This is a genomic window from Pseudomonas fontis, assembly GCF_028656955.1.
Taxonomy (GTDB): domain Bacteria; phylum Pseudomonadota; class Gammaproteobacteria; order Pseudomonadales; family Pseudomonadaceae; genus Aquipseudomonas; species Aquipseudomonas fontis.
In genome coordinates this window covers 14,370-39,535 of record NZ_JAMDGY010000118.1, presented here as the reverse complement: position 1 = coordinate 39,535, position 25,166 = coordinate 14,370, and the positions used below count along the sequence as shown (strand labels likewise).

Genomic DNA, 25,166 nt, shown 5'->3' with positions numbered 1-25,166 from the left:
TGCTCAAGCAGCTCTTTCGGGATTTTCGGTAATTCTCGTGGCGCTTGGCGCGCGGGTTTCTTTTTGGTTGGCATACATGCACCTCTTGCTCATGTTATGCCCGAACACAAAATTTCTGACACCCCCGCTTTCCGAGAGTTATAGCAAAGTGCTCTCCATAAAAAGAAAACACAGAGTTTGCAAGCTTCGTAATGAAATTTTCTTCAGGTAGTTCTTTTGCCATTTGAGCTTCGCGCATTGCTTCAGCGGTTTTATCTGGAACCACTACAATGAATCTATGGCCAATCTCGTAGCTGTCATCCATGAGGCGTTCGATGCTCTAATTAACGAATAGGGAGTGGTGTCCAGAGCCTACACGGTTCGGAAAGGGACTCCAACTGCTCCAGGTAGTTGATTTATCTTACCTACGTGCTGAACGCCCCGAATCCACTGCCCCCTAGCCTGCCACCCTAGTAGTCTTAGGCCAAAGAACCCGCAATAGACGTCCGCTTTTGGCCGATTACTACCCGTAACGATTTTCCTCTGAGGTTTGGACTAAGCCCCCGAAAGCCATAAATTGTCAGCATCACCTCCAACAACACCAACCCTGAGAGCAAAAACCATGGCTGCTCCGCACCCAATCGCCGGCAACGCCGGCTCCCACAAAAGTCTCCGCCGCAGCCCCCACAAAAACATCCCCCCATCGTGTCTAAACTAACCAACACCATATCCACCCAGACCAGCGGAGGCCCTTCATGCTCACCGCCACCTGCCTCTGCGGCAACCTCCACCTAACCGCCACAGGCGACCCCAATCGAGTCGGCATCTGCCACTGCCTGGACTGCCGCAAACACCACGGCGCGCTCTTCCACGCATCGGCAATCTTCCCGCAGCGTGCCGTTACCATTGAGGGCGAAACCCACCACTACGCCGGCCGGCATTTCTGCCCGCGTTGCGGCTCTTCCGTGTTCTCACAAACCGGCGACGAAATCGAAGTCAACCTGGGTGCACTCGATGCCCCAAACCAATTCACCCCCACCTACGAACTCTGGACCTTGCGCCGCGAAGCCTGGCTACCGGCATTCCCCGTCAAGCACCGCTACGAACGCGACCGAGACCCCAGCGAGCCATGTAAAGGAGAGGAGGGCGATTAACCCCGGCGACACTCAACGCTGAACGTCACCCTTGCCAAGCTGATCCACCACATACTGCTTGAGAAACTGCGCCTCGGTCGTGCTGCCCAGCGTCAGCGCCAAAACCAATGGGTAACGCATGCTTATCCCTCGCTGTGCCGCTGCCCCCACGTCGCCAACAACATCAGGCCGGGATATACCCGGCCCAAGTCAGCATGGCTGTGAGAGTTAACGCGAAGTCTTGACCTGCAACACTTCGGTGTAAGTGGCAACCACGGTCTGGCCGACCTTGAGGTTCTTCATGCGGGCCTGAAGCTCAGGGTTTTCAACCGTGACGACTTTCACTTTGCCTTCGGGTGGCAGCAGGGTGACTTGGTGTTTTTTCAGGTCGATGGCGGTGATCTTCGAGGTGACCTTCACCTGGCGGAACGCTTCACCACCCGGGTTCGGGTTGTCCTTGGTGGCGCGAACGGTGCCGGCTTCTTCGCTAGCCTTCGGCGCACCACCCACCTCGGTGTCGAGCACATAGGCAATCGAACGGGTGACATAGATATCAACCTTGTCACCCACCTTCAGGTTAGGCAGCGCCTTGGCCTTGTCAGTGAGCTGGATCGGCACCTGGGTGTTGTTCGGGCCTTCCACGGTGACCTGGAAGTTGGCTGCATCCACGGCCAGCACTTTGGTGGTGATGTGGCTTTCCAGCGACTCGCTGCCAATCGGCAGATCAGCCGCAAAGGCTACAAAACTGGCAGTAGACATCACCGAGGCAAGGGCAATGGCGTGGGCAAGGGAGCGGATTTTCATAGGCTACTTTCCATGTGATGGCGGATGAGGTTGCTAGCGCCAAAGCATAGCCACTCATCGCAGAAGTGCCCGCCCAACTGCCTGCGCGTTATGCCGCAGGCACCGGCGTGGCCTGCGCCGCCAACAACAGGCTCTCCTCGACCACCTGAAGGAAGGTCGCCACCAACCGCCGCGAACTCTGCTCGCGCAAACACACCAAGGTCTCGGTCAGGCGCCGCTGGCAATCGACAATCGGCAAGGCCACCACCCGGGCATCGGCACCAAATTCCGCCGCCGACACCACCCCCACGCCAATGCCCACCACCACGGCCTCGCGCGCAGCCTCGCGGCCTTCCACTTGAATCGCCGGGCGTATGCGCAAGCCCGCGCGCTGCATCTCCTCTTCCAGTGTTTGCCGCGTCACCGAACCCTGTTCACGCAGCACCAACGGGGTGTCGTCCAGGTCGATCAGGCTGATCGAACTGCGGCTGGCCCACGGGTGCTGGTGGGAAACGAACGCCACCATCGGGTCGTTCCGTAACGGCACGCACAGCAAACGCTCATCGTCGACGTCACGCCCGAGCAGGGCCAGGTCCGCCTGATAGCTGAACAATCGCAGCAAAGACTCATCGGTATTGCCCGTTTCGATCCGCACGCTGATGCCCGGGTACAGCTGGCAAAACCGCGCCACCTGCGGCAGCACGTGCACCGGGGCGTCTACGGCGAGCACCAGGGTGCCGGTTTGCAGGGCGCGGGAATCCTGCAGCAACTCGTTGGCCTCGGCCTCGCAGGCAAACAGGCGCTGGGTAATACCGAGCAAGCGCTCGCCCAGGTCCGTTAGTTGCACGGAACGTTTGTTGCGGTTGAACAGCAACACGCCAAAACGCTCCTCCAATTTGCGCACCTGGTCGGAAATCGCCGGCTGGGTGAGAAACAAACGCTGCGCCGCACGGGTAAAGCTGCCGTGCACGGCAACCGCATGGAAGGCCTTCAACTGCGCATGAGAAACCGACATCGGGTCACCTGTTACAAGCTGGGCTTATATTTGAAATACGATAAATCGATTTTATTTATCAGTCAGTAATTGTTTTGATCGCGGTCAGCCCGAGGTTCACCCCGTAGTGCGCAACACAACAACAAGACAGGCGTTTTCTTCCCAATTCTGCCGGCACACTCAGCTTCGAGGTCCAGACCCCCAATGAACACTACCTTTGCAAACATCAAGCGTTGGCGCATGCAGATCTTCGCCATCACCTGGTTGGCCTACGCCGCGTTCTACTTCACCCGCAAAGCCTTTTCGGTGGCCAAGCTCGGCATCGGCGAAGACCCAAGCTTCACCCTCGACAAAATGGCCATGGCCAACCTGGATGCCATCTACCTGGCGGCCTACGCCGTGGGCCAGTTCACCTGGGGCATGCTCGCCGACCGCTTCGGCCCACGCGTGGTGGTGCTCGGCGGGCTGATCATCTCGGCCATCGCGGCCGTGGTGATGGGCAGCTACGCCACCTTCCCGATCTTCGCCACCTGCATGCTGATCCAGGGCCTGGCGCAGTCCACCGGCTGGGCCGGGCTGTGCAAGAACATCGGCAGCTTCTTCCCGGCCTCGCAGCGCGGCCGCGTGCTGGGGCTATGGAGTTCCTGCTATGCCTTCGGCGGGCTGGTGGCGTCGCCGTTTGCCGGCTGGTGGGCGTATACCCTGGTTGGCACCTGGCATGCGGCGTTTTTCTCGACTGCCGCCGTCGTGGCGCTGGTGGCGGTGCTGTTCTTCTTCCTGCAACGCAACAAACCTGAAGACGTCGGCCTGCCGGCAGTTGAACCCGAGCCGGAAAGCATGGTGCCCGGCTCGACCATTTGCAGCGTCTGGGCGCCGCTGCGGGAGATCCTGCGCAACCGCACGGTGCTCACCCTGGGCCTGGCGTACTTTCTGCTCAAGCCTGCGCGCTACGCCATTTTGCTGTGGGGCCCGGTAATCGTCTTCGAGCAGATGCCGTCGGTGGGCAAGGTCGGCGCGGCGATCATCCCCACGGCTTTTGAGCTGGCCGGGTTGCTGGGGCCGATCATGATCGGCCTGGCCTCCGACAAGCTGTTCGGCGCCCGGCGCATGCCGGCCTGCGTGATCAGCCTGCTGGTGCTGACCGTGCTGCTGGCGCTGTTCATGGGCGCGATGCACAGCGGCAGCGTGGCCATCGTGGTGGCCTTGCTGTTCGCCATGGGCCTGACCCTGTACGGGCCGGACTCGATGATCAGCGGCGCCGCCGCCATCGACTTCGGCACGGCCAAGGCCGGCGCCACGGCAGCCGGGTTCGTCAACGGCTGCGGTTCGGTCGGGGCGATCCTCGGCGGGCTGCTGCCGGGCTACTTCGACACGGTGACGGTATTTATCGTGTTCGCCGGCTGCGCGTTGTTCTCCGCCCTGGTCCTGGTGCCGCACTGGAACAGCCGCCCGGCCACTGCCGAACATACTCCCGCCGTTGCGCCGAACACGGCCATGGCCATCAAGCCACTGCGCACCTGACACCCCCCGCAAGGAGAAACACCATGAGGCCCTTCTGGCTGCAACAGGCGCTGGACAGCGAAGCCGTACCCGCGTGCCCGCCATTGGCCGGCGACAGCCGCTGCGATGTGTGCATCGTTGGCGGCGGCTACACCGGGTTGTGGACGGCGGTAATGCTCAAGCAGCAGAACCCGCAACTCGACGTGCTGCTGATCGAGGCGGACATCTGCGGCGCCGGGGCCAGCGGGCGCAACGGTGGCTGTGCGCTGTCCTGGTCGGCCAAGTACTTCACCCTGGAACGGCTGTTCGGGGTGCAGGAGGCGGTGCGCCTGGTGCAGGCGTCGGAGCAGAGCATCCATGCCATCGGCGACTTCTGCCGCGCGCATGGCATCGACGCCGACTACCGCCTGGACGGCACGCTCTACACCGCCACCAACCCGGCCCAGGTCGGCAGTACCGACAAGGTGATCGGCGCGTTGCAGCAGCAGGGCATCAACTCGTTCCAGCGCTTGCCGCTGGAACAGGTGCAGCGCATGGCCGGGTCCGCGCGGCACCTGGAGGGCTGGTTCTCGCCAGCGGCCGCCACGGTGCAGCCGGGCAAACTGGTGCGGGGCCTGCGGCGGGTGGCGCTGGGGCTGGGTGTACGCATTCATGAAGGCACCGCGATGACCGGCCTGCAGGAAGGCGCGCCGGCCGAGGTGCACACCGCCAAGGGCCGGATCCGTGCCGACCGCGTGGTGCTGGCGCTGAATGCCTGGATGGCGCGGGCGTTCCCGCAGTTCGAACGCAGCGTGGCGATTGTCTCCAGCGACATGATCATCACCGAGCCATGCCCGGAGCTGATGCAGCAGATCGGCCTGGACAACGGCGTCAGCGTGCTCGACTCGCGAATCTTCGTGCACTACTACCACAACACTCCCGATGGCCGGCTGATGCTCGGCAAGGGCGGCAATACCTTCGCCTATGGCGGCAGGATGCTCCCGGTGTTCGACCAGCCATCGCCGTATGCGCCGTTGCTGCGGCGCAGCCTCACGGAGTTTTTCCCGGCGCTGGCCGAGGTGGATGTCGCGGCAACCTGGAACGGGCCGTCAGACCGCTCGGTGACCGGCCTGCCGTTCTTCGGCCGGCTCAATGGGCAGGCGAACGTGTTCTATGGCTTCGGCTATTCGGGCAGCGGGGTAGGGCCGTGCCATATGGGTGGGCAGATTCTCGCCTCGCTGGTGCTGGGGCAGGACAACGCCTGGACCCGCTCGCCGCTGGTCAATGGCCCACTGGGGTATTTTCCGCCGGAGCCGATTCGCTACCTGGGCTCGCTGATGGTGCGCAATGCCATACGTCGCAAGGAACACGCCGAAGACCACGGGCACCGGCCACGGCGCCTGGACGTCGGCCTGGCGCGCTTCGCGGCGGCGGCGGGCAAGGCGGACAAAGGCTGAAGATTTCTTGTCGATTGCCCGGCGTTGGGCGTATAAACTGCACCCACTTTGGCCGGTCGCTACCTGAACCGGCACTTGATACAAGAGAGTCGAGATGGGCGCACAGTGGAAAGCCAAGCATAGAGAAACAGCCGCCAACGCCAAGGGCAAGGTGATGGGCAAGCTGTCCAAGGAAATTCAGATCGCCGCCAAATCCGGCGCTGACCCGGACATGAACCCGCGCCTGCGCCTGGCGATCGTGCAGGCAAAAAAGGCCTCGATGACCCGCGAGACCCTGGAACGAGCCATCCGCAAGGGTGCCGGCCTGGACGGTGACGCGGTGCAGTACACCCTGGTGACCTATGAAGGCTTTGCCCCGCACCAGGTGCCGTTGATCGTCGAGTGCCTGACCGACAACGTCAACCGCACCGTGGCGCAGATCCGCGTGCTGTTCCGCAAGGGCCAGCTGGGTGCTTCGGGTTCGGTGGCGTGGGACTTCAGCCATGTCGGCCTGATCGAAGCCACCCCGGAAAGCAGCGATGCTGACCCGGAAATGGCGGCGATTGAAGCGGGTGCACAGGACTTTGCGGAAGGCGAAGAAGAGGGTTCTTCCCTGTTCATCACCGACATCACTGACCTGGATGCCGTGCAGAAGGCCTTGCCTGGGTTTGGTTTCGCGGTTCATTCGGCCAAAATCGGCTACGTGCCGAAGAACCCGGTCGGCGGCCTGACTGACGAGCAAATGGCTGAAGTCGAAGCCTTCCTCGAAGCCATCGACGACAACGACGATGTGCAGGAAGTGTATGTAGGCTTGGCGGGCTGATCCGCCTCAGCTCTACCTACGATTACTCTGCCCTTGTGGGAGCCGGCCTTGCCGGCTCCCACAGTGCATTGCAGTTACAGCCAGTACGTCACCGCCCACCACCCCAGCCCACCCATGACCACGGTGTAGGGCATCGCCATCCACACCATCCGCCCGTACGACAGCCGAATCAACGGTGCAATCGCCGACGTCAGCAGGAACAGGAACGCCGCCTGTCCATTCGGTGTCGCCACGCTTGGCAGGTTGGTCCCGGTATTGATCGCCACCGCCAGCGTCTCGAAATGCTCACGGCTCATGCCGCCATTGAGAAACGCCTGTTTCACCTCGGTGATGTAGATCGTCGCGACAAACACGTTGTCACTGATCGCCGACAACAAGCCATTGGCAATAAACAGCATGCCTGGCTGCTGGTCTGCCGGCAGCGCCAGTACCGCCTGGATCAGCGGGCTGAACAACTGCTGCTGATGAATCACCGCCACCACCGCAAAAAACACCACCAGCAATGCGGTGAACGGCATGGCGTCATGGAACGCCCGGCCCAGCCGGTGCTCGTCGGTAATCCCGGTAAACGCGGTAATCAGCACAATCACCAGCAGGCCGATCAAGCCGACTTCGGCCACGTGCAAGCCCAGGCCGACAATCAGGATCAACGCCGCAATGCCTTGCACCACCAGCGCCGCGCGTTGCTGCGTGGTGCGCTCGGCATCGTCTTCGGCGGCATAAGCCGCCAGCACCTGGCGCACGCTGTCTGGCAGCAGGGTGCCATAGCCGAACCAGCGCAGTTTTTCCAACAGCACGCAGGTCACCAGGCCCGCCGCCAGCACCGGCAACGACACCGGCGCGACCTTGAGGAAGAACTCGGCGAAGTGCCAGCCCATCTCGTGGCCGATCAGCAGGTTCTGTGGCTCGCCCACCAGGGTGCACACGCCGCCCAGTGCGGTGCCCACCGCGCCATGCATCAGCAGGCTGCGCAGGAAGGCGCGAAACTGCTCCAGGTCTTCCCGGGCCATTTCGGTGATCTGCTGGTCGCTGTCGATCTGCGCTTCGCCACGCGGGTTGGCCCCCGAGGCCACGCGGTGATACACCGAATAGAAGCCCACGGCAGCACTGATGATCACTGCGGTTACGGTCAAGGCATCGAGGAACGCCGAGAGGAACGCCGAGAGAAAGCAGAACAGCAAGGCCAGCACGGTCTTGGAGCGCACCCCGAGGAGGATCCGCGAGAACAGGAACAGCAGCAAATCCTTCATGAAGTAGATGCCGGCAACCATGAACATCAGCAGCAGGATCACCGGGAAGTTGTGTTGCAGCTCGTCATACAGCGCTTGCGGCGTGGTCATGCCCAGCAGCAACGCTTCGACCATCAGCAGGCCGCCCGGCATCAGCGGGTAGCACTTGAGCGCCATGCCCAGGGTGAAGATGAACTGCACCACCAGCACCCAGCCGGTGACTACCGGGCCCAGGGTGAACAGCAACAGGGGGTTGAGCAGCAGGAACAGGCACAAGGTGGCCTTGTACCAGCGCGGCGACTGTCCGAGGAAGTTGTGGGCCAGGGCGCCGGCCAGGGAGCGGGGCATGAAAGTGTTTCCTTATAATTCAACAGCTGCGCAACTTGCCCCATGTGCCCGGCAAGATCAAGGACTGATAGTCCCGGATTTGGCACAAGTGCGGCCCTGGGAGTGCGATATAGTCCGCCGATCATCCGTTTTCAGCCCAAGGAGTGCTCCCCGTGACCGAATACAGCGCGTTCAAGGTCGAACTGACGAACAATATCGCCCATGTGCAGATCAACCGCCCGGAAAAGATCAACGCCATGAACGCGGCGTTCTGGAGCGAGATCGTCGAGATCTTCCAGTGGATCGATGAAACCGACGCCGTGCGCGTGGTGGTGATCAGCGGCGCGGGCAAGCATTTCTCCTCGGGTATCGACCTGATGCTGCTGGCCTCGGTGGCCAACGAGCTGGGCAAGGACGTCGGCCGCAACGCGCGCTTGCTGCGGCGCAAGATCCTGCAGATGCAGGCCTCGTTCAACGCCGTCGACAACTGCCGCAAGCCGGTGCTGGCGGCCATCCAGGGCTACTGCATCGGCGGCGCCATCGACCTGATTGCTGCCTGCGACATGCGTTATGCCGCCAGCGACGCGCAGTTCTCGATCAAGGAAATCGACATGGGCATGGCCGCCGATGTCGGCACCCTGCAACGTTTGCCGCGTATCATCGGCGACGGCCTGCTGCGTGAGCTGGCCTACACCGGGCGTACCGTGGAGGCCGAAGAGGCGCGGCAGATCGGCCTGGTCAACCGCACCTACGCCGACCATGCCAGCCTGATGGACGGCGTCTTTGCCATTGCCGCCGAAATTGCGGGAAAATCGCCCATTGCCGTGGCCGGCACCAAGGAGATGCTCAGCTACATGCGCGATCACCGGATCGACGACGGGCTGGAATACATTGCCACCTGGAACGCCGCCATGCTGCAATCCACCGACCTGCGGGTGGCGGTCGCCGCCGGCATGAGCAAACAAAAACCGACCTTCGACGACTGAGGCATCAGGCGTCGGGGCAATAAGGATGGGGAACATGTCAGCGCGCTGGACCACTGCGGTACTGGATACGACGATCACCGGGGGCTGGGCGGTTGCCCGCTGTGCCGAGGGCTTTCTGGTGGACGGCAACGGCGCGCTGTTCCCGCGCGACTGGCTCAAGCGCCAGGAACTGGACGTTCTGTTCGAACACGGCATTGGCCACTACGACGGCCAGCCGGTGTTCCTGCTGGAGCTGCGCGCCCCGCAAAGCGTGCCGGGCTGCAGCTGGCGCGGCCTGCGCCAGTTCATGCTCGAAGGCGACTTCGATACCTACAAGATCCTTGGCTACGCCGCGCAGATCGCCACCTGGGCCCGCGAGCACCGTTTTTGCGGGAGCTGCGGCCAGGCGATGGAGCAGATCCACTGGGAGCGGGCGATGTACTGCGCGCCGTGCGAGCTGCGCAGCTACCCGCGCATTTCGCCGAGCATGATCGTGCTGATCAGCCGTGGCGATGAAATCCTCCTGGCGCGTTCACCACGCTTTGTCGCGGGGGTCTACAGCACCCTGGCCGGCTTTGCCGAGCCGGGCGAATCGGCGGAGGATTGCCTGGTGCGCGAGGTGCGCGAGGAAGTGGCGATCGAGGTCAGCAACATCCAGTACGTCGGCAGCCAGTGCTGGCCGTTCCCGCATTCGATGATGCTGGGTTTCCATGCCGAATATGCCGGTGGCGAAATCGTCATGCAGCCGGACGAGATCGAGGACGCCCAGTGGTTCCGCATCGATGCGCTGCCGCCGTTGCCGGCGGGGCGCTCGATTGCCCGTTACCTGATCGACCTGTATGTGGCGCGGCGCTTAGGCCTGGCCGAACCAGTGCTGCCACGCTAGGCGCACGGTCAGCGCCAACACCACGGTGATGAACACCGGGCGGATGAACTTGCTGCCACCCTTGATGGCGGTGCGTGCGCCGAAGAACGCGCCGACCATCAGTGCCGACCCCATCGACAGGCCCACCAGCCAGTCCACCTGGCCGGAGAAGATGAACACCGACAGGGCGGCGGCGTTGCTGACGAAGTTCATGCTGCGCGCCACGCCGCTGGCCTTGACCAGGTCGATGGGGTAGAGCAGCAGCGAGCTGACGGTCCAGAAGGCGCCGGTGCCGGGGCCGGCGACGCCATCATAGAAGCCCAGGGTGAAGCCTTGCGGCAGTTGCCACTTCTTCTTCACCGGGATGTCGGCGTCCAGCGGTGCTTTCGGCGTGCCGCCGAACAGCAGGTAGACGCCGCAGGCGAAGACGATCACCGGGAGCATCTTGTTCAGCCATTCGGCCGGCAGGTAGTGGGCGACCACGGCGCCGATCAGGGCGCCGACGAGGGTGCCGACCAGGGCGTGGCGCCATTGTTTGGGGTGGAACAGCTTGCGTCGGTAGTAGGTGAAGCTGGCGGTGGCTGAGCCGAAGGTCGAGCTGAGCTTGTTGGTGCCCAGTACCAGGTGCGGTGGCATGCCGGCGGTGAGCAGCGCGGGGGTGGTCAGCAGGCCGCCGCCACCGGCGATGGCATCGATGAAACCGGCGACGAAGGCAACGACGGCGAGAATGGCGAGGGTGGTGAGGTCTACGCTGAGTTCGAAGGGCATGGGCTTGGGCTTAATCGACTGGGCGCAGAAGAAGGCGCTGCGCCTAAGGGTCGATATGGTAAAGGAGATCGCCGCTGTCTGTCAGGGCTCTATCGCGGGACTGCTCGTATTGCCATGCACAATTTGTAGCCGCTGCCGTGAGGCTGCGCTGGAGTCCGTTAGGGCTCCCAAAGGCGGCGCCTGCTGCGCAGGCGAGCGCAGCCTTGCGGCAGCGGCTACAAGAGCGGTGAGCGTGTCAGGACAGGAAGCCCCCATCCACATTCAGCGCCACCCCAGTGGTGTAGCTTGACGCATCACTCGCCAGGTACAACACCGCCCCGGCCATCTCCTTCGGATCAGCCACGCGCTTGAGCGGGATCTGCTGCAGCGCGGTATTGAGGATCGCCTCGTTCTTCACCAGCGCCGAGGCAAACTTGGTGTCGGTCAGCCCCGGCAGCAGCGCGTTGCAACGAATGCCGAACGGCGCGCACTCCTTGGCAAACACCTTGGTCATGTTGATCACCGCCGCCTTGGTCACCGAGTAGATGCCCTGGAACACCCCCGGCGATACGCCATTGATCGACGCCACGTTGATGATGCTGCCACCGCCGCTCTCGCGCATCAGCTTGCCGGCTTCCACCGACATGAAGAAGTACCCACGAATGTTCACGTCCACGGTCTTCTGGAAGGCACTCAGGTCAGTGTCCAGCACATTGCAGAACTGCGGGTTGGTCGCGGCGTTGTTCACCAGAATGTCCAAGCGCCCGAACTGCTCGCGAATACCGGCGAACACCTGGGTAATCTGCTCCATCTCGCCGATATGGCAAGCCACCGGGGTCGCCTTGCCGCCCGCCGCGATGATCGCCTCGGCCACCTGCTGGCAACCCTCGAGCTTGCGGCTGGAGACGATCACATGGGCACCCTGCTGCGCCAGCAGGTGGGCGATGGCCTCGCCAATGCCACGGCTGGCACCGGAGACAAACGCGATCTTGCCGTCAAGGTCGAACAGTTGGGTCTTGGACATGGTGTTTTCCTTGTTGTAGTCGTCAGAGGCTGGATTTGCCGATCACCTGCAGGCTCATGTGCTCCAGCAGCTTGTTCATCTGGATGAACTGCGCGAAGCGCTTGTCCTGGGTCTGGCCATGGAAGAAACGGTAGTAGATCTGCTGGACGATCCCGGCCAGGCGGAACAAGCCATAGGTGTAGTAGAAGTCGTAGTTGTCGATGGCAATGCCCGCGCGCTCGGCGTAGTAGTCGACGAACTGGCGACGGGTCAGCATGCCCGGCGCATTGCTCGGCTGGCGGCGCATCAGTTGCACCGGCGCCGGGTCATCGGCTTCGATCCAGTAGGCCAGGGTGTTGCCCAGGTCCATCAGCGGGTCGCCGATGGTGGTCATCTCCCAGTCGAGCACGCCGATGATGCGCATCGGGTTCTCGGCATCGAGGATGACGTTGTCGAAACGGTAGTCGTTGTGGATGATCCCCGGGCGCGGGTGATCGGCGGGCATCTTCTCGCGCAGCCAGGCAATCACCTTCTCCCAGCGCGGCGCGTCCGGGGTCAGGGCTGTTTCGTAGCGGCTGGCCCAGCCTTCGATCTGGCGCTGCACGTAGCCTTCGGGCTTGCCCAGGTCGGCCAGGCCGCAGGCGCTGTAGTCCACCTGGTGCAACTCGACCATGCGGTCGATGAAGCTCTTGCACAGCGCCTCGGTACGCGTGGCATCCAGGCCCAGCTCGGCGGGGATATCCGAGCGCAGGATGATGCCCTTGACCCGGTCCATGACGTAGAACTCACCCCCGATCAACGACTCGTCGGTGCAGTGCACGTAGGCCTTGGGGCAGTACGGGAAGCCGTTGTTGAGCTGGTTGAGGATGCGAAACTCGCGGCCCATGTCGTGGGCCGACTTGGCCTTGTGCCCGAACGGCGGGCGACGCAACACGAACTCGCGCTCGGGGTATTGCAGCAGGTAGGTCAGGTTCGACGCACCGCCAGGGAACTGGCTGATGGAGGGCACGCCGCTCAGGCCCGCAATGTGGGCCTTGAGGTAAGGGTCGATCAAGGCGACATCGAGTTCTTCGCCGGGGCGAACCTGGGTGGACTGGTCGGTGAGCGTCATGCTGATCCCTTATTCTGAAAGCTGATTACTATTGGCTAATCTAATTCTCACAGCGGGGCCGGACAAGCGCCGGGTAGCCTTATAGGCGGGCGTGTTGCCGGTCGATCAACGCACCTGATGCCGGGCAAAAAATCCGGGTGAAAAAAAACCGAAGCGGTTCAAGGCTTCGGTTTTTGTCGGCATCAGCGCAGGGCTTAGGCCGGGAACAGCTCGCTGAGTTTCATCGACAGCATCATGTCGCCTTCAACGCGCAGCTTGCCGCCCATGAAGGCCTGCATGCCGTCGGTTTCACCGCTGACGATACCTTTCAGGGTTTCGCTGTCCAGCACCAGGGTGCAGTTGGCGTCGGCGTTTTCACCTTCCTGGATGTCGCAGGTGCCGTCTTTGACGATCAGTGCGTATTGTTTGTCTTCGTCGGTGATGTTGAAACCGAATACCAGGTCCAGGCCGGCAGCAGCGGCTGGGTTGAACTTGGCTTGCATGGCCTTAACGGCATCAGCTACAGAAGTCATGGTGCATTCCTTATTAAGTGATTTCAGCGACCGACAAGGTCGTAGGGGGCCGGCTCATCGATAGGTGATGAGTTCCGGCGTCCTCAACAGCTGCACATGGGCTTGGCTGTTGAAGGAAGCCAGGGTGACCTCGCTGCCGCGAAACTTCAGTTGGCTCAGCGAGGTGTTGATGATCTGCCAGTTCAGGGTAAACGCCTGACAGGCGGTGATTCCGGTAATCAGGTGGAGCAGGGCGGCAATGGTGCCGCCGGAGGTGAAGATCGCAATGTTGTCGCCGTGGCCGGCCTGTTGCAGCACCCGCTGTAAACCGTCGTTGACCCGTGCAACAAACCCCTGCCAGCTTTCCAGCCCTTCGCAGTCGTGCTCGCCACTGTGCCAGCGCTCGATCAGCAGGGCGAACAGGCGCTGGAACTCGCTGCGGTTGTCCCTGGCGTTGCGCAATACGTGCAAGGCTTCGGGCTCGTGCGGCAACAGGCCGGGGATCAGCGCGCGGATCATCGCGTCGGCATCGAATTCGTTGAAGGCGGCATCGGTTTCCAGCGCTGGCAGTGCAGCACCGCTCGCCTGCATCCGGGCCAGAGCCAGGCGACCGGTGTCTTGCTGGCGGCGCAGGTCGCCGGCAATGCAGCGGTCCAGGCGCAAGCCCAGTTGGGCCAGATGGTCGCCGAGGGCTTCGCTCTGACGCAGACCCACCGGGGAGAGGACGTCGTAGTCGTCTGCACCGAAGGAGGCCTGGCCATGTCGAATCAGGTAGATACTGCCCACGTCGTCCGCCTGGTTGGAAGGATTTGGCGAGGTTAGGTCGCCGTTGACAGGCTGTCAACGAAAAAACATACAAGCGTTTGAAAAGAGCGTTTGAACTGCGTTGCCAGACATTTCACTCATTGGCAGGGCTACAACGGCGCCGGTATGCTTGACTATCGTTTTCGCGCCGCACGGGCGCAGGCATGTTAAGGAGTTACTGTGGAGTTTTTGGCCGAATACGCAAGCTTTCTCGCCAAGACCGCGACCCTGGTGATCGCGCTTCTGGTGGTGCTGTCAGCCATCGCCGGGTTGCGTGGCAAGGGGCGGCGCAAGGCCGGTGGGCAATTGCAGGTCACCCGTCTCAACGAGTTCTACAAGGAGCTGCGCGAGCGCCTGGAGTCGAGCCTGCTCGACAAGGCCCAGCTCAAGGCCCTGCGCAAGCAGCAGGGCAAGGCTGAAAAGCAGCTGAAGAAAAACCCCGAGGAAAAACCCCGGGTGTTCGTGCTGGATTTCGATGGCGACATCAAGGCCTCGGCCACCGACAGCCTGCGCCACGAGATCACCGCATTGCTGACCCTGGCCACCCCGCGTGACGAAGTGGTGCTGCGCCTCGAGAGTGGCGGCGGCATGGTCCACAGCTATGGCCTGGCCTCCTCGCAACTGGCGCGTATCCGTCAGGCCGGCGTGCCGTTGACCGTGTGCATCGACAAGGTGGCGGCCAGCGGCGGCTACATGATGGCCTGCATTGCCGAGCGCATCATCAGTGCGCCGTTTGCCGTGGTCGGCTCGATTGGCGTGGTGGCCCAGTTGCCCAACGTCAACCGCCTGCTGAAAAAACACGACATCGACTTTGAAGTGCTCACCGCCGGCGAATACAAGCGCACCCTGACCGTGTTTGGCGAGAACACCGAGAAGGGCCGGGAGAAGTTCCAGGAAGACCTGGACATCACCCATCAGCTGTTCAAGGATTTCGTCTCGCGGTATCGCCCACAGCTGCACATGGATGACGTGGCGACTGGCGAAGTCTGGTTGGGCGTGGCCGCACTGAACAAGCAACTGGTCGACGAGCTGAAAACCAGCGACGAGTACCTGAGCGAGCGCGCCCGTGATTCCAACCTGTACCACCTGCACTTTGCCGAGCGCAAAAGCCTGCAGGAGCGGGTAGGGCTGGCGGCCAGCGGGTCCATCGAGAACACCGTGCTGGGCCTGTGGAGCAAGTTGAGCCGCTGGCGCTAAGCATTATGTAGTGCCTGGCCGGCAACCTGAGCGGCTTTCCTGTCGATTCATTCATCGCAGGAAGGCCCTTATGCCCACCCCGTCTTTTACTGTCCCCGGCCTGCATGGCCCCTTCCTCCAACGTCAGCTTCCGGGCTGGCTCAAGTACGCGACCCCGGCAGACCTCAAGCGCCTGCGCGAGCGTCAGCGTGATCTGCAACCAGATGATGCCAACCCGGCACCCTCGGCCGAACTCAAGCGCCTGCGCGATGATCAGGCCCGTTGCCGACGTTCGACCCAGACGCTGGCAACCCTGCTCAAGGGCTTGCAGGGCATCGCCGAATTCACCGAGCCGTTGTTCAAGGCGTGCTTGGCCAGTGAGTTGAGCAGCGAGCTGGATATGCATAACGATCAGTTCGTGTTGATCCACTACGAACCGATCCTGCTCGGCCCTATGCTCAGGACCGTCGCCCACTCGCAAAGCCTGTTGCAGGCCGCCTTGCAGAATTTCGCCGCAACGGCGCGCTTTGACCAGGGCACCGCCCTGACACCCCAGGGCGCCTTCAGCCTGCGGCCGGTTCCTGGCGATACCCGCGCGCAGCCGCAGAAGCAGTACCACTTCGCCCGGATCTTGAATATCGACCCCCAGGCGTTTGCCCGCCTGTGTCATCAGCTCGATTTGGGTGGGCAGTATCAACGGCACCTGAGCGAGGTATATGACGCGCCGGAGCGTCGCACCCAGTTGCGCAGTGCCTGGGTTGCCGTGTACCAGGATCAGTTGAGGGTTGCTGCCCAACTTGCGTTCATGCATGGGGACATCAGCGAACCGGCGCGGCAGATGCTCTTTGACTTGCTCGCAGGCCGCACCACGGCACTGTTCCATGGCCAGCCGGTGCGCTGCGCCCAGGTGGAGATGTTCAAGGCGCCCTTGGCCGAGATACTGATATTCAGCGCCGACCGTTTGCGCAGCCTGCAGGTCGAGCCGGTGCTGGTGTATATGCCCGGGTCGCCAACCGCCGTACTCAAGGAGTACCCCTCTGCACAAGCTGCGCGCGAGGCGCTGAGGCGCGACTTGCGTGTGGAGGCCTTTCAAACCCAGCTCAAGCGCACTGTCGCGCAGGCTGATCAGGCTTACTTCTGCTCACGCCTGGACAAACTGCTGGAGCATCCCGACACCCGCACAAGCCTGCACCTGCAAGAGATCCCCATCGAAGGCGAGTTGTTCGGCAATCTGTATACCCGCCACTTGCAACGCATCCGGGGCGATGCCCAGGTGTTGGCGGTGCCCAGCGCCAGTGCCGACGAAAAGGCCCGGCGCGAGCGGTTGGCGTTCTGGGAGAACATCGGGCTGGACGTGCTCAATGTTGCCGCATTCTTTGTCCCGGGCCTGGGCGAGGTGATGGCGGCGGTCGCTGGTGTGCAATTGATCAATGAGGTGATCGAAGGGGCGCAGGCCTGGGCCAGTGGCGACCGCGACGAGGCCTGGGCCCACCTTGAAGCGGTCGGCCTGAACATGGCGGTCATGGCTGGCATAGGCCTGGCCGGGCATGGGCTGGCGAAGGTCGTGCCCAGCAGGCTGATGGACGACCTGCTGCGGGTAGTGCGCCCCGATGGGCAAACCCGCTTGTGGCAGCCGGCGCTGGCACCCTATGCTTGCGATGTCGACTTGAGCGGTATCCGCGCGAATGCCCACGGCCAGTACGTATTGGCCGACAAGACGTTCATCCGCATCGATGGGCACAATCTTCAGCTTGCCTCGGCGGGCGACGGCCAATGGCGCCTGGAACACCCCTCAGACCACAGTGCCTATGCACCTGCCGTACACGGCAATGGCCAGGGGGTTTGGCACGTCGAAGGCGAAACGCCCTTGCTCTGGTCGCGCGTGCAGTTGCTGCGGCGCATCGGCCATCGCACGCAGGGGCTGGATGATGCGTTGCTGCTCAAGGCGGGGCAGATCAGCGGGATCGACGACGCGGTTCTACGCCAGATGCACTTGAATCATGAGCGGATTCCACCCTTGCTGGCAGATGCATTGCAGCAGTTGCAAACCGTTACGGGCATTCATCACCCGGCCGGGCCGGCCCTGACATTCGAGGAGCAGCGCTTGAGCAGAGACTTTGCGCTGCTGCCACAAGAGGCGGTACGCGAACTGGTCGAGCACGCCCCAAGCGCCGACCGCCGCATGCTGGTGCAGGCCAAGGGGCGGGTGCCGTTGAGGCTGGCCGAGGAGGCGCGGCGATATCAACGCCAGGTTCGCCTCAACCGTGCCCTGCTGGGCTTGGCCGAGCCCCGGCTGGCTAGCCGTGACAGTGAGCGCCTGGCCTTGCAGTTACTGCCGACGTTGCCCGGCTGGACCGGTAATGTGCGCCTTGAGGTGCGTGAGTTCTCCTTGAACGGCCCGTTGCAGACGGCGGTAGGTCGGCCTGATGGCGAATTCAAGACACTGGTGCGTCAAGCCAAACGTTATGACGTATACGATGTTGCCGAAGGTGAGCTGGCCATGGACGAACCGCTGTTCAAGGCCCTGCTCAGGGCGTTGCCGGACGCGGAGCGCGACGCGCTGGGGCTGCAGATTCATGCGCATGAGGCGCTGGCCGAGGCCGTATTCACACGGGCCGTGACTGACCGAGCGCGGGCTTCACACCTGCTGGGTCAGCAGCCGATCCGCCCCTGGCTGCGCGCGCCCATGCGCCTGGCTGATGGGCGTGTCGGCTACCCGATGGGTGGGGCGGTCAGCCGCTTTTCGGCAACCATCCGCCGCTTGCGCGCGCTTTACCCGCACATGAGGCTGCGCGAGGTTCAGCAGTTACGCGGCCGGCTGCGCACGACCGGTTTTGATCTGGACAGGGCGATCGCCGCTCTGGAACACGAGTACTCGACGCTGGAGCAGACTTTGAACCTGTGGGTCGCCGAAGAGCACCACAACCCGGTTGAAAGTGCCGCCCGTACGGCGATTAATGTGCGCATCCGCCAGGCATGGCGCCGTGCCGGTGAGGGGCCACAGGTCTCGGTGCTGGATCTGTCGCGCTGGCATGTGCGCTACCTGCCCACACTTGATGCCCGCTTCGAACATATCGAGGTGCTGAACCTGAGCGGCATGACCCTAACCGATGTACCGGAAGGCTTTCTGCGGGCCTTCGGCCAGGTGCGCGAGCTCTCACTGCAGCTCAATAGATTGTCGGCCCTTCCGGTGGCAGTGGGTCGTCTGCCCCGCTTGCGTTCGCTGGACCTGAGCCAGAACCGCCTGTACAGCAATGACCTGTTGTTTGCCCCGCTGGAAGGCTTGCGCAGGTTGCAGACGCTGCGCCTGAACAACAACCGCCTGACCTTCGGTATGGCAGAGCTTGAGGCACTTGCCGGCCTGCGGCTTGACGAGCTGGACCTGGGTTTCAACCAGATCATGCTGAGCCCGGCGACTGCCCAGGCATTTTCCGGATTTACCCAACTGCGCCACCTGGTGCTGTCGCACAATCCGTTGACGCTGGCGCCAGAACTGGCGGCGCTGGTGCAGTTGCAGGAGGTGCAACTGGTGGGCTGCCGGCTGAGCGAATGGCCGGCCGGGCTCAGTGCATTGATGGACCGGGACGACTACGCCTTGCGCCGAGTTGATTTGGGCGACAACGAAATCCGCCAGTTGCCGGACCTAGCCGCCACGCGTTTCGGCGCACAGTTGCAGATGCAGGACCACCGCACTTCCTGGCTGCACCTGAGCGAAAACCCGCTGGACGAAGACAGCAGTGCGCAGTTGCAATCCCTCGGTTTCGAGCGCCAGGGCAATCAACTGGTGATGCTGACCGAAGACTGGCTGCTGGGCGCCAGCACCGAGCAGCGAACACTCTGGCGCTGCCTGTTCGATGACGCTACCAATGCACCGCTGAGAAGTGTCTTGAGCACGTTGAGCCTGTCCAGAGAGTTCGCCCAGAACGGCGTGGACCTGCGTCGCCGGGTCTGGGCGATGCTCGAGCAGGTGGAGCAGGAGAGCGCGCTGCGCGATGAACTGGTGGAGATCGCCGCGCGCTTCCCGGCCACCTGCGGTGATGCCGGGGCAGACGCCTTCAGTGAACTGGAAGTGGCGATCCTGGCCTATCGCTGCAGCATGGAGGCGGGCAGTGAAAGCGAGCATGCCAACGCATTGCTGCACCTGTACCGGCAGCTGTTCCGGCGCAACGAAGTGCAGCGCCTGGCGGATCGCCTGGCGCTGCGCCGTGAGCTGCGTCGTGCGGCGCTGCTGGAGCACCTGCCGGCGCCGGCGCTGGACCCGCTCGATGACATCGGTGATGAACAGTTGATCAGGCACAGCGTCGACGATATCGAGATCCGCCTGGCGCTGCGCCAGGACCTGGCGCGTGAACTTGACTACCCCGAGCCCTCGCGCGGCATGCACTACGACAACCTGGCCAACCTCTCGGCAGACACCGCGTGGTCAGTGGTGCAGACGGTGGCCCGGAACGACACGCAGGCACTGCGTCAGCCCTGGCTGGTCGAACAGTCCGGTTGGCAGCGTTTTCTCAAGCAGCGTTTTGCGCCGCAGTTCGAGGTGCTGACGGCCTTCTGGTTCAGTGGGCTCGAGTACCTGGACGCTTGCCTGGACGCCTCGCAGGCACCGCTGGGCAAACTGGACGTGAGTGTGCGCAACGTGTTGGGCGAGTTCTTCAGCGAGCCCCTGCTGGATGCCCAGGGTCAGTTGCGCCGGCTGGCCCTGGACGATGGCCGCTATCTGGTAGCAGCCAATGCGCTGCGCGACGCCCACGCTGCGGCCGAAACGGAACTGATCCTCAGCCTGACCCGTTCGTTTGCCCTGAAAGGCTAGTGCCAAGCAATATGTAGCGCCCGGCCGGTGGCGCTGGCGGTTCTCCTGTGGCCTTTCCCGTCACAGGAGACACCCTGATGTCCTCAGTATCCGTTCCAGGCCTGCATGGCCCGTTCATTGCCCGCCGTTTACCTGAATGGCTCAAGTACTGCACCGCCGCCGATCTGCACACCTTGCGCCGCACGCAACAGCCCCTCAGCGGTAACTGGTTCACTCGGGCCAGTGCCAGCGAGCAGCAGGTACTGCTCGACTTGCAGGCGCGCAGCCGCCAGTCCCGCCACGTGCTGGCCCGCACACTCAAAGGCTTCAAGGGTATCGCCGAGTTCGCCGAGCCTTTGCTCAAGGCACGCCTGAGCAGCGAACTGGGCACGGCGTTGGAGGTGAATCACAACGTGTTCGTGCAGATCCGCCGCGAGCCCGCCGTGTTCGGCTCGATGCTGCGCACGGTCGCCCAGGAGCAAAGCCTGTTGCAGGCCGCCTTGCAGAACTTTGCCAGCGATGCGCTGTTCGAGGCCGGCACGGCGCTGGCCCCCGAGGACGCCTTACAGATGGAATTGGTGCCGGGCTCCGAGCAGGGTTATCCACGTTTCACCTACCGTTTCAGCAGCACCCTGGCCCTCAGTGCGCAGCGTTTTGCCCAGCTGTGCCATGAGCTGGACCTGGGCGGGCAATACCAGCGGCACCTGGCCGAAGTATTCGACGCTGCGGAGCACAAGGCCACGCTGCGCGAACAGTCGATCACCGCCTACAAGGACCAGTTGCGCTTGCGGGTGCAGAGCGCCCGCATGAAGGGCGAAATCAGCGCTGCGGCGCAGCAGACCTTGACCGCGCTGCTGGCTGGCGAGCAGCGGCCCTTGTTCAATGGCAAGCCGGCGCGTTGCAGCCAGTTGCAGATGTTCAATACGCCGCTGTCCGAAGTGTTGATCATCAGCGCCGAACGCCAAGGCAGTGCGCAGGTCGAGCCGGTGATCCTCTACCTGCCGGGTGCGCCGCTGTATCCGCTCAAGGAATATCCGTCAGCGCAGGCGGCCCGGGAGGACCTGCGCATCAACCTGCTCTCGCCGGTGTATCAGGCCTTGTTGCGCCGCTACGTGCCACAGGCCGGGCGTGCCCATGTCATGGCGCGGCTGGAAGAGGCGCTGTACCAGTTGGTGGAAAACGCCCATGGGGTGTTCGAGCAACAACCCAACCCCAAGGCCCGCTTGTATCTGCGCGAACGGGACGTGCAGGGCGATGTGTTCGAGCAGATGCAGGATGATCACGTGCAACGGCTCAAGGCCGATGCACGCCTGCTGGCGGTGCCCAGCAGCGACGCCGATGAACAGGCGCGCCTGGCCCGCCTGGCGTACTGGGAGAGCATCGGGTTCAACCTGCTCAATGCCGCGGCGTTCTTCGTGCCGGGCCTGGGCGAGGTGATGGCGGGGGTGGCAGCGGTGCAACTGGTCAATGAAGTGATCGAAGGCGCGCAGGCCTGGGAGCAGGGCGATCTCGACGAAGCATTTGAGCACCTTGGATCGGTGGCACTGAACCTGGCATTCATCGCCGGGATGGGCCTGGTGAGCGGTGCGGTACCGAGCCCGCAGAGCAGCGATCTGCTTGATGGCCTGAGCCGTGTCAGCCTGCCCGATGGCCAGGGGCGGCTGTGGCGGGTAGACCTGGGACCCTACGCCAGTGACGTGAGCCTGGCAGGCGTCACGCCTGATGGACAAGGCCAGTACCAGGTCGAGGGCAGCCGTTATGTGCGGATCGCTGAGCGCGCACACAGGATCGAGATGAACCCGGAGGGCGACTGGTGCATTCCTCACCCCGACGATCCGCTCGCCTACCGTCCGGTGTTGCGCCACAACGGCAACGGTGCCTGGCAGGCGTTGGGAGAAAAGCCCGCTAGCTGGGAAGGGCTGACCTTGTGGCGGCGCCTTGGACATGTGGTCGACGGGCTCAGTGATGACGACCTGCAACAAGTGGCCCAGGTCACCGGCATCGACGATGCGCGGTTGCGCCGTTTGCACGTCAACGCCGAGCCGCTGCCGGCGTTGCTCGACGAGAGCCTGATGCGTTGGCGTCTGCATGCCCAGGTTCGTGAGCTGCAGCCACTGTTGCGTCATGGACCGTTGCTGCCACCGGCGGCCACCGAGGTGCCGCTGGCGTTGCTCACGCACATGCCCGGCTGGCCATCCGGTGTTGTGCTGGAGGTGGTCGAAGGCGTTAGTTATGGGGTTGCCCGCGCGAGTGAGGAGCGCAGGTTGCTGATCAGCGCGGCGCAACTGAGTGAAGGCAGCTACATGCCCGAGCTGCTGGCATTGCTGCAGGAGCGCGAACAGAAAGCCCTGATCGGCCCCTATCTGGCCGCTGCCGGTGAAGACCGGGTGCAGCAGTTGCGCGCGGCCTACAGCGACTTCGCCCAGGCGAACCCCGCGCTGGTTTTCGACAGCCTGCATGCCAGTGAAATCGCCCCCGCGCAGCCAGCGATGCAGGCGCTACGTCGGGACTTCCCGGGGTTGCCATGGCGCGCTGCCAACGCGCTGCTACGTGCAGCCGATCAGCTTGAACATGAACAACTGCTGGCGACCCCGCCACGGGTACCACTGCGCCTGGCCGAGCAGGCCCGTGGGCTGCTCGAAGAGCTGCGCCTGAACCGGGCTTGCGAAAGTTTGCTGCTGGGGTATCCGGACACCGCTGATACTCGGCGCCTGCTGCTCGGTGGGTTGCAGAAATTGCCGGGCTGGCACGCCGATATTCGCCTGGAAGTTCGCGCATTCCACGTTCAGGGGGCCCTGCTCGACAGCGTCGGCGAGGCGAGCGCTGCACAGCGCAAATACCTGGTGCGCGGCCCGAACGGTTACCAGGCGCACGACGCCGACGGCAATGCCCTGGCGGGCGAAGAGCGCCTGCCGGCGGCGATCCTGCATGCATTGCCGGATGACCAGCGAGCAGCTCTGGGCATCGCTATCGACCAACCGGCGCAGTTGCAACAGATATTGGCACGCGCCGCAACCAATGACCGTGAGGGCGCTCGCAAGGTACTGCAATTGCGCCCGCGCAACACCTGGTTCAAGGCACCACAGGGCCTGGAGGAGGGCGTGCGTGGCTATCCCCTGAGTGGGCGCGGCGCAGTTGGCGGAATCCGTGGCAAGGCAATGATTGGTGCCGTGCAGGAACTCTATCCGCAGATGAGCGTTGCCCAGGTCAATGCGTTTCTCGATGGCCTTGGGGTTGCTGATGCACAATTGCCGGTCTGGCTGGAGCAGCAACGAGGCGAGCTTACGCAGTTGCGCAGCACGCTCACCCGTTGGGTAGCGGGCCCCGAGTGGCAACAGGTGGGGCCGCTAGGGCGGCGCTTGCTTGAGGCACGGCGGCAGGCGGCGACAACCGTCGAAGCGTGCTGGCGTCGACAGACGGAACAGGTGGTGACCGGGGACGGCCGCCTCGTCGGGTTCAAGCTGGACCTGGGCGGCCGCGAGTTGGACAGCCTGCCGCCGCTGCCCGGCAACTTCGCCCATGTGGCGGAGCTGCGCCTGGGTCGCATGCGCCTGAGCGAGGTGCCTGGAGACTTTCTACAGGCGTTCCCCAAACTGCGCTGGCTGAGCCTGAGCAACAATCGCCTCACTCGCCTGCCGCTGGCGATTGGTGAAATGGCCGGGCTGACTAAGCTGCACCTGCAAAACAACGGCATTGTCCTGGATGCCGAATCGGCAGCCAGCCTCTCGCGCCTACACAACCTCAAGGTACTGGAGCTCAATGGCAACCCATTAGGCCTGCTGCCGGACGTGTCGGCGATGCGGCAACTGCGCGGCCTGATGTTGCGCCGCACCGGGATTGCTAGCTGGCCGCCGGGGGTGTTCGAGTTGACCCGGCTGGAGGCGCTGGACCTGCGCGAAAACCATATCACCACGCTACCAGCGCAACTGCTGGAGGCCACCGCGCAGCAGGCGCCGGCGATTGACCGGATCAACCGGGCGACCTTCCTGACCGGTAACCCCTTGAGCCCACCCAGCCTGTCTGCACTGGCCCTCTACAGCCGACGTACCGGCATTTCGATGGGCGTGTTGCCAGCGCTGCAACAGGCTCACCTGGCTGAAACACTGTCCCCCGAAGCCCAGGCAGCGCCGTGGTTGGTCGGTGCCAAAGAGGGCCTGCCCGGGCAGGCGCAGGCCCTGTGGAATGGCTTGATTGCTGAGCCTGGGGCACAGGATTTCTTCCAACTGCTCAATGATCTGCGCCAGACCGCGGACTTCCAGCGCGCTTACCCCGAGCTCAAGCAGCGGGTCTGGCGCCTGCTGGCGGCGGCGAGCGAAGACAGCATACTGCGCGCTTCGTTGTTCGAGGCCGCCGCGCACCCCGAAACCTGTGGTGACGGGGTGGTGCTGGTGTTCAGCCAGCTGGAGGTGCGTCAATTGGTGCGCGAAGCCCTCACCCACGCCACCCAGCCCGCTTCCGAGGGCGCGTTGATGGAGCTGGCGCGGGGCTTGGCGCGGCTGGACAGCGTCGAACGCATTGCCCTGCGTGATATTGCCGAGCGTGTGGCGGCCGGCCAGGAAGTTGATGAAGTGGAAGTGCGCCTGGCCTATCGGGTGCAGTTGGCTGAGGCCTTGCAGTTGCCGGGGCAGCCGGGGCATATGCTGTTTCGCCGCTTGGCCCATGTCACGGCGGCGCAGGCCGAGGCGGCCAGGCTTGAGGTGCTCGCCGGGGAAACACCGCAGGCATTGAAGCAGGCGATTGCCACCCGCGAGTTCTGGGCGGTCTACCTCAAGCAGCAGTACCGCGAGCGTTTCGAGGCGTTGAACAACCCTTATCACCTGCGTTTGGAAGCGTTGGAACGGGACAAGGAACACATGCCTGAGGGCAGCTTCCTGAGCCAGACCACCACGATTTCCGAGCGTCGGCAGGTGGAAGAGCAGCGTTTGATCGAACTGCTGACGGCGGAGCGCTGGAACAGTGTGCCGGGGCATGTGTTGATGCCGTGAGCCGGCAGGGTTGAGGAGGTGGGACCGCCACCCGCGCAGCATTCGAA

18 protein-coding genes are annotated in these 25,166 nt (G+C 63.4%); 9 read left to right on the top strand and 9 right to left on the bottom strand.

Annotated elements, in window-relative coordinates; genetic code table 11:
* Positions 1-94 precede the first annotated feature (94 nt).
* Complete coding sequence (locus M5G11_RS26275; RefSeq protein WP_273925411.1) at positions 95-304, bottom strand: hypothetical protein; 210 nt, start codon at positions 302-304, stop codon at positions 95-97.
* Positions 305-734: 430 nt separating this feature from the next.
* Between M5G11_RS26275 and M5G11_RS26270 the strand changes: the two genes are divergently transcribed.
* Positions 735-1,133 (top strand): GFA family protein, encoded by a 399-nt coding sequence (locus M5G11_RS26270; protein ID WP_273914045.1) that lies wholly within the window; start codon positions 735-737, stop codon positions 1,131-1,133.
* A 207-nt stretch (positions 1,134-1,340) separates the two neighbouring features.
* On the opposite strand, the gene M5G11_RS26265 is transcribed toward M5G11_RS26270, so the two are convergent.
* The gene (locus M5G11_RS26265; RefSeq protein ID WP_273914046.1) at positions 1,341-1,916 is read right to left on the bottom strand and encodes a hypothetical protein; all 576 of its coding nucleotides are present in this window, start codon (positions 1,914-1,916) and stop codon (positions 1,341-1,343) included.
* Between the two features lie 88 nt (positions 1,917-2,004).
* Entirely contained in the window at positions 2,005-2,910 is a 906-nt protein-coding gene (locus tag M5G11_RS26260; RefSeq protein WP_273914047.1) for a LysR substrate-binding domain-containing protein, read from the bottom strand.
* Between the two features lie 183 nt (positions 2,911-3,093).
* Here M5G11_RS26260 and M5G11_RS26255 point away from each other — a divergent pair, with 183 nt between their 5' ends.
* From M5G11_RS26255 to M5G11_RS26245, 3 genes are all read left to right on the top strand, one after another.
* On the top strand, positions 3,094-4,410 hold the full coding sequence (locus M5G11_RS26255; protein WP_273914048.1) for an MFS transporter: 1,317 nt from the start codon (positions 3,094-3,096) through the stop codon (positions 4,408-4,410).
* Positions 4,411-4,433: 23 nt separating this feature from the next.
* The gene (locus tag M5G11_RS26250) at positions 4,434-5,825 is read left to right on the top strand and encodes an FAD-dependent oxidoreductase (RefSeq protein WP_273914049.1); all 1,392 of its coding nucleotides are present in this window, start codon (positions 4,434-4,436) and stop codon (positions 5,823-5,825) included.
* 94 nt (positions 5,826-5,919) lie between these two features.
* Positions 5,920-6,627, top strand: coding sequence for a YebC/PmpR family DNA-binding transcriptional regulator (locus M5G11_RS26245; protein WP_273914050.1), 708 nt, complete (start codon positions 5,920-5,922; stop codon positions 6,625-6,627).
* Positions 6,628-6,701: 74 nt separating this feature from the next.
* Here M5G11_RS26245 and nhaB read toward each other — a convergent pair whose 3' ends face one another.
* Positions 6,702-8,204 (bottom strand): sodium/proton antiporter NhaB, encoded by a 1,503-nt coding sequence (nhaB, locus tag M5G11_RS26240; RefSeq protein WP_273914051.1) that lies wholly within the window; start codon positions 8,202-8,204, stop codon positions 6,702-6,704.
* Between the two features lie 152 nt (positions 8,205-8,356).
* On the opposite strand from nhaB, the gene M5G11_RS26235 reads away from it, so the two are divergent.
* Together M5G11_RS26235 and nudC are read left to right on the top strand one after the other, a co-directional pair.
* Positions 8,357-9,169, top strand: coding sequence for a crotonase/enoyl-CoA hydratase family protein (locus M5G11_RS26235; RefSeq protein ID WP_273914052.1), 813 nt, complete (start codon positions 8,357-8,359; stop codon positions 9,167-9,169).
* A gap of 34 nt (positions 9,170-9,203) precedes the next feature.
* Entirely contained in the window at positions 9,204-10,034 is an 831-nt protein-coding gene (nudC, locus tag M5G11_RS26230) for an NAD(+) diphosphatase (RefSeq protein ID WP_273914053.1), read from the top strand.
* On the opposite strand, the gene M5G11_RS26225 is transcribed toward nudC, so the two are convergent.
* The 5 genes from M5G11_RS26225 to M5G11_RS26205 all read right to left on the bottom strand — a co-directional run bounded on the left by M5G11_RS26225 (position 10,002) and on the right by M5G11_RS26205 (position 14,151).
* On the bottom strand, positions 10,002-10,781 hold the full coding sequence (locus tag M5G11_RS26225) for a sulfite exporter TauE/SafE family protein (RefSeq protein ID WP_273914054.1): 780 nt from the start codon (positions 10,779-10,781) through the stop codon (positions 10,002-10,004). The genes nudC and M5G11_RS26225 overlap by 33 nt on opposite strands.
* A gap of 235 nt (positions 10,782-11,016) precedes the next feature.
* The gene (locus M5G11_RS26220; RefSeq protein WP_273913446.1) at positions 11,017-11,784 is read right to left on the bottom strand and encodes an SDR family oxidoreductase; all 768 of its coding nucleotides are present in this window, start codon (positions 11,782-11,784) and stop codon (positions 11,017-11,019) included.
* Positions 11,785-11,806: 22 nt separating this feature from the next.
* Complete coding sequence (locus M5G11_RS26215; protein ID WP_273913445.1) at positions 11,807-12,874, bottom strand: phosphotransferase family protein; 1,068 nt, start codon at positions 12,872-12,874, stop codon at positions 11,807-11,809.
* A gap of 194 nt (positions 12,875-13,068) precedes the next feature.
* Positions 13,069-13,386 carry an SCP2 sterol-binding domain-containing protein gene (locus M5G11_RS26210; RefSeq protein WP_114883460.1) on the bottom strand — a complete coding sequence of 106 codons (318 nt, stop codon included), beginning with the start codon at positions 13,384-13,386 and terminating at the stop codon, positions 13,069-13,071.
* Positions 13,387-13,440: 54 nt separating this feature from the next.
* A complete protein-coding gene (locus tag M5G11_RS26205) occupies positions 13,441-14,151 on the bottom strand; it encodes a histidine phosphatase family protein (RefSeq protein ID WP_273913444.1) in 711 nt (236 codons plus the stop codon).
* Between the two features lie 198 nt (positions 14,152-14,349).
* On the opposite strand from M5G11_RS26205, the gene sohB reads away from it, so the two are divergent.
* From sohB to M5G11_RS26190, 3 genes are all read left to right on the top strand, one after another.
* Positions 14,350-15,366, top strand: a complete 1,017-nt coding sequence (gene sohB / locus M5G11_RS26200) for a protease SohB (protein WP_273913443.1) — start codon at positions 14,350-14,352, stop codon at positions 15,364-15,366.
* A gap of 70 nt (positions 15,367-15,436) precedes the next feature.
* Entirely contained in the window at positions 15,437-20,155 is a 4,719-nt protein-coding gene (locus M5G11_RS26195; protein ID WP_273913442.1) for a dermonecrotic toxin domain-containing protein, read from the top strand.
* A gap of 77 nt (positions 20,156-20,232) precedes the next feature.
* Positions 20,233-25,119 (top strand): NEL-type E3 ubiquitin ligase domain-containing protein, encoded by a 4,887-nt coding sequence (locus M5G11_RS26190; RefSeq protein WP_273913441.1) that lies wholly within the window; start codon positions 20,233-20,235, stop codon positions 25,117-25,119.
* Positions 25,120-25,166: the final 47 nt, after the last annotated feature.

Excerpts from the sequence above, each read along its gene's own strand:
- M5G11_RS26215 (WP_273913445.1), bottom strand. The coding sequence starts at position 12,874 with ATGACGCTCACCGACCAGTCCACCCAGGTTCGCCCCGGCGAAGAACTC.
- M5G11_RS26270 (WP_273914045.1), top strand. The coding sequence starts at position 735 with ATGCTCACCGCCACCTGCCTCTGCGGCAACCTCCACCTAACCGCCACA.
- M5G11_RS26260 (WP_273914047.1), bottom strand. The coding sequence starts at position 2,910 with ATGTCGGTTTCTCATGCGCAGTTGAAGGCCTTCCATGCGGTTGCCGTG.
- M5G11_RS26220 (WP_273913446.1), bottom strand. The coding sequence starts at position 11,784 with ATGTCCAAGACCCAACTGTTCGACCTTGACGGCAAGATCGCGTTTGTC.
- M5G11_RS26210 (WP_114883460.1), bottom strand. The coding sequence starts at position 13,386 with ATGACTTCTGTAGCTGATGCCGTTAAGGCCATGCAAGCCAAGTTCAAC.
- M5G11_RS26265 (WP_273914046.1), bottom strand. The coding sequence starts at position 1,916 with ATGAAAATCCGCTCCCTTGCCCACGCCATTGCCCTTGCCTCGGTGATG.
- M5G11_RS26255 (WP_273914048.1), top strand. The coding sequence starts at position 3,094 with ATGAACACTACCTTTGCAAACATCAAGCGTTGGCGCATGCAGATCTTC.
- M5G11_RS26190 (WP_273913441.1), top strand. The coding sequence starts at position 20,233 with ATGTCCTCAGTATCCGTTCCAGGCCTGCATGGCCCGTTCATTGCCCGC.
- nudC (WP_273914053.1), top strand. The coding sequence starts at position 9,204 with ATGTCAGCGCGCTGGACCACTGCGGTACTGGATACGACGATCACCGGG.
- M5G11_RS26225 (WP_273914054.1), bottom strand. The coding sequence starts at position 10,781 with ATGCCCTTCGAACTCAGCGTAGACCTCACCACCCTCGCCATTCTCGCC.
- nhaB (WP_273914051.1), bottom strand. The coding sequence starts at position 8,204 with ATGCCCCGCTCCCTGGCCGGCGCCCTGGCCCACAACTTCCTCGGACAG.
- M5G11_RS26275 (WP_273925411.1), bottom strand. The coding sequence starts at position 304 with ATGGATGACAGCTACGAGATTGGCCATAGATTCATTGTAGTGGTTCCA.
- M5G11_RS26250 (WP_273914049.1), top strand. The coding sequence starts at position 4,434 with ATGAGGCCCTTCTGGCTGCAACAGGCGCTGGACAGCGAAGCCGTACCC.
- M5G11_RS26245 (WP_273914050.1), top strand. The coding sequence starts at position 5,920 with ATGGGCGCACAGTGGAAAGCCAAGCATAGAGAAACAGCCGCCAACGCC.
- M5G11_RS26195 (WP_273913442.1), top strand. The coding sequence starts at position 15,437 with ATGCCCACCCCGTCTTTTACTGTCCCCGGCCTGCATGGCCCCTTCCTC.